Below are 3,743 nucleotides of genomic sequence, written 5' to 3' on the forward strand. Positions count from 1 at the left end.
CATCCGCACACTCACCCAACCGCCCCGCGAACACCGGCGAGAACTCCACCAACTCCAACGCCATCCCAACCCACTGCGACCCCTGCCCCGGGAACACCAACACGGCGCCACGGTCCGGTTCGGCCGCGCCCACCACCTCCGCCGCGTCCAACCCACGCCGCAACGCGTCGAGGTCGGCGCCCACGACGACGGTGCGATACGGCAGAAGCGCACGTGTAGACGCCAACGACCAGCCCACATCCACCGGATCGAGCGTGGGATTGTCGTCAGCGAACGCCCGCAAGCCTTCGATTTGCGCCCGCAGACCCGCCTCGCTCGCGCCCGACAGCACCCAGGGCACCGCCGGAGGCTCGCCTCGCCCCTTCCTGCCTTCGACCGCAACCCCGGGTGCCTGCTCCGGGGCCTGTTCCAGGATCACATGCGCGTTGGTGCCACTCACCCCAAAAGCCGACACCCCGGCTCGGCGCGGTCGGTCCTCCTGCGGCCACTCGACCGACTCGGTGAGCAGTTCCACCGCGCCGGCGGACCAATCCACCTTCGGTGTCGGCTCATCGACGTGCAGCGTTCGCGGCAGCACCCCGTGCCGCAAAGCCATCACCATCTTGATCACACCGGCCACACCCGCGGCCGCCTGCGTATGACCGATGTTCGACTTCACCGACCCCAACCACAACGGCCGGTCCGCATCCCGGCCCTGACCGTACGTGGCCAACAGCGCCTGCGCCTCGATCGGATCACCCAGCGTCGTACCCGTACCGTGCGCCTCCACCGCATCCACATCCACCGCCGACAACCCCGCGCTCGCCAACGCCTGCCGGATCACCCGCTGCTGCGACGGACCATTCGGCGCCGTCAAACCATTCGACGCACCATCCTGATTCACCGCCGACCCACGCACCACCGCCAACACCCGATGCCCATTACGCTCCGCATCGGACAACCGCTCCAACAGCAGCATGCCCACGCCCTCGCCCCACCCCGTGCCGTCCGCCGCCCCGGCGAACGGCTTGCAGCGCCCGTCCGGGGCCAGCCCGCGCTGGCGCGAGAACTCCACGAAGGTGCTGGGTGTCGCCATCACCGTCACGCCGCCGGCGAGCGCCAGCGAGCACTCGCCGCGCCGTAGCGCCTCGCTCGCCAGATGCAGCGCCACCAGCGAGGACGAACACGCCGTGTCCACGGTCAGGGCAGGACCCTCCAGCCCCAGCGCATAGGCGATACGACCGGACATCACGCTGGTCGCGGCGCCGGTCAGGGCATACCCCTCGTCCGAGGCCGAGGGGTAGCCCTGGCCCCAGCCACCGATGAAGACACCGGTCCTGCTGGATCGCAGGGAGGTCGGCGCCATCCTGGCGCGCTCCAGGACCTGCCACGCCGACTCCAGCAGCAGCCGCTGCTGGGGATCCATCGCCAGCGCCTCACGCGGGGAGATCCCGAAGAGTTCCGGGTCGAACTCCGCGGCGTCATGGAGGAATCCGCCGGTACGCACATAGCTGGTGCCGGACCGGTCCGGGTCCGGGTCGTACAGCGCGTCCACGTCCCAGCCGCGGTCGTCGGGGAAGTCGGAGAGCACGTCCCGGCCCTCGCTGACCACTCGCCACAAGTCCTCGGGGGTTTCGATGCCTCCCGGGAAGCGGCAGCTCATCGCGACGATGGCGATCGGCTCGTCGGAGGCCACCACGCCGACGGGCACAGCCTCCGTATCGGACGACGCCGCGAGGGAGCCCGACCGGTCGCCGAGCAGTTCCGAGCGCAGCAGATCGGCGACCGCCCGGCAGCTCGGGTGGTCGAACAGCAAGGTGGCCGGGAGACGCAGTCCCGTGGCCGCGTTCAGCCGGGTCCGCAGCTCTACCGCCGTCAGCGAGTCGAAGCCCAGTTGCCGGAACGGCACCGTGGGGTCGATCGCCGCCGGACCGCGGTGCCCCAGAAGTCCGGCCGCATGTTCACGTACCAGGTCCACCAGCGTCCGGACCTGGTCGGCTGCGGACACCCCGGTCAGCCGCCTCCGCAGTGCGGCGTGGTCGCCGGTCATCGCCATGGAGCCGGAGGTGTTTCGCAGCTGCGGCAACTCGCTGAGCAGGGGGCTGGGCCGGGCCGCCGTGAAGGCGGGGCCGAAGGTCTCCCAGTCGACGTCCGCGATGGCCGGGCAGGGCTCGGCCGACCCGACGACGTGGCCCAGCTCGGTGACGGCCGCCTCCGGCCGCATCGGGCGCAGGCCGATGCGGCTCAGCCGCTCCTCGTCCTCGGGCGCGAGGCTGCCGCCCCAGGTGCCCCATCCGATCGAAGTGGCCGGCAGACCGCGTGCGCGACGCCGCTGTGCCACCGCGTCGAGCAGGGCGTTCGCCGCCGCGTAACCGGCCTGGCCGACACCGCCCCAGACGGCCGCTGCCGAGGAGAAGAGAACAAAAGCCTCCAGCGACGAGTGGTCGAGGAGCTCGTCCAGATGCAGGGCACCGGTGACCTTGGCGTCGAAGACGCCCGCGTACTCGTCGAGGTCCGCGTCGATGGAATGGCCGAAGCGCACGGTCCCCGCGAGATGGACCACGGCGGTGAGGTCCGGCACAGATGTCAGCACCCGGGCGAGAGCGGCCCGGTCGGTCACATCGCAGGCCGTCACGGTCACTCGTGCGCCGAGCGCGGTCAGTTCGGCCTCGAGCACGGGCGCCCCAGGGCCCCGCGGGCCACGGCGGCTGAGCAACACCAGGTGCTCCGCGCCGGACCGCGCCAGCCACCGTGCCACATGTGCGCCCAGCACGCCGGTGCCACCGGTGATCAGCACCGTGCCGTGCGGACGCCACGCGCCGGCCGGTCCGGTCCTGGGCGCCGGTGTCAACCGTCGGCCCAGGGCCGCCGATGACCGCACCGCCACCTGGTCCTCACCGGCTGCCTGCGCGAGTACGGCGACGAACCGCCGCAACACCTGTGCGTCGCAGTGGTCGGGCAGGTCAATCAGGCCGCCCCAACACTCGGATCGCTCCAGCCCGGCCACCCGCCCGAATCCCCATACCGCCGCCTGGCCCGGGTCCGGCGCGGGGTCCGTGGGCAGTGCCATGACGGCCGCCCGGGTGACACACCACAGCGGGGCCTCGATATCGGCAGCGGTGAGCGAGCACAGCAGCTCGACCGTGTGCGCCATCCCCCGGGACAGCGCGGGGTGGGCCGGATGCGGAACTTCGTCGGCGGCCAGGAACGAGACGACACCGGCGATGTCTTCGGATCCCGCCACAGCCGTCAGCGGCCCGGCCAGGGTCCGGCGGTCCGCGTCGCAGGTCACCTGGAGGGTACGAACGTCGGCCGTGCCCGACTCGATCAGCGCCCGTGCGCCCGCCATGGCCCACGCGTCCCCTTCGGGGACCACGGCCAGCCAGGTGCCGGAGAGCGCCGTGGTGTCCATGTCCGGCAGCGGCTTCCAGGAGATCTGGTATCGCCACGTGTTCACGGCGGACTCGGCGATGTCCGCCCCAAGCCAGAACCGTTCCCGTTGGAAGGCGTACGTCGGCAGCTCGACGGGCGAGACACCGGCGAAGAGCGGGCCCCAGTCGATCCGGACACCGCGCACATGGAGCTCGGCCAGGGAGGTCAGAAACCGCTGGGCAGTGCCATCATCACGGCGCAGCGATCCGGTGACGAGGATGTCGGTGTCGGTGGCGTCGGCGGTGTCCTGGATGCCGACGGTCAGCACCGGATGCGGACTGGCCTCGACAAACACCGTGTGACCCTGGCGTATGAGGTGCTCGACGGTGCTC

Annotated in this window: 1 protein-coding gene; it reads right to left on the bottom strand. The window is 71.4% G+C overall.

Going from position 1 to position 3,743, the window contains the following annotated elements:
• The coding region (locus ABD329_RS47450; RefSeq protein WP_344318223.1) for a type I polyketide synthase at positions 1-3,706 on the bottom strand (3,706 nt) is incomplete at its 3' end.
• Positions 3,707-3,743 lie beyond the last annotated feature (37 nt).

This window comes from Streptomyces javensis (assembly GCF_039525925.1).
GTDB lineage: Bacteria > Actinomycetota > Actinomycetes > Streptomycetales > Streptomycetaceae > Streptomyces > Streptomyces asiaticus.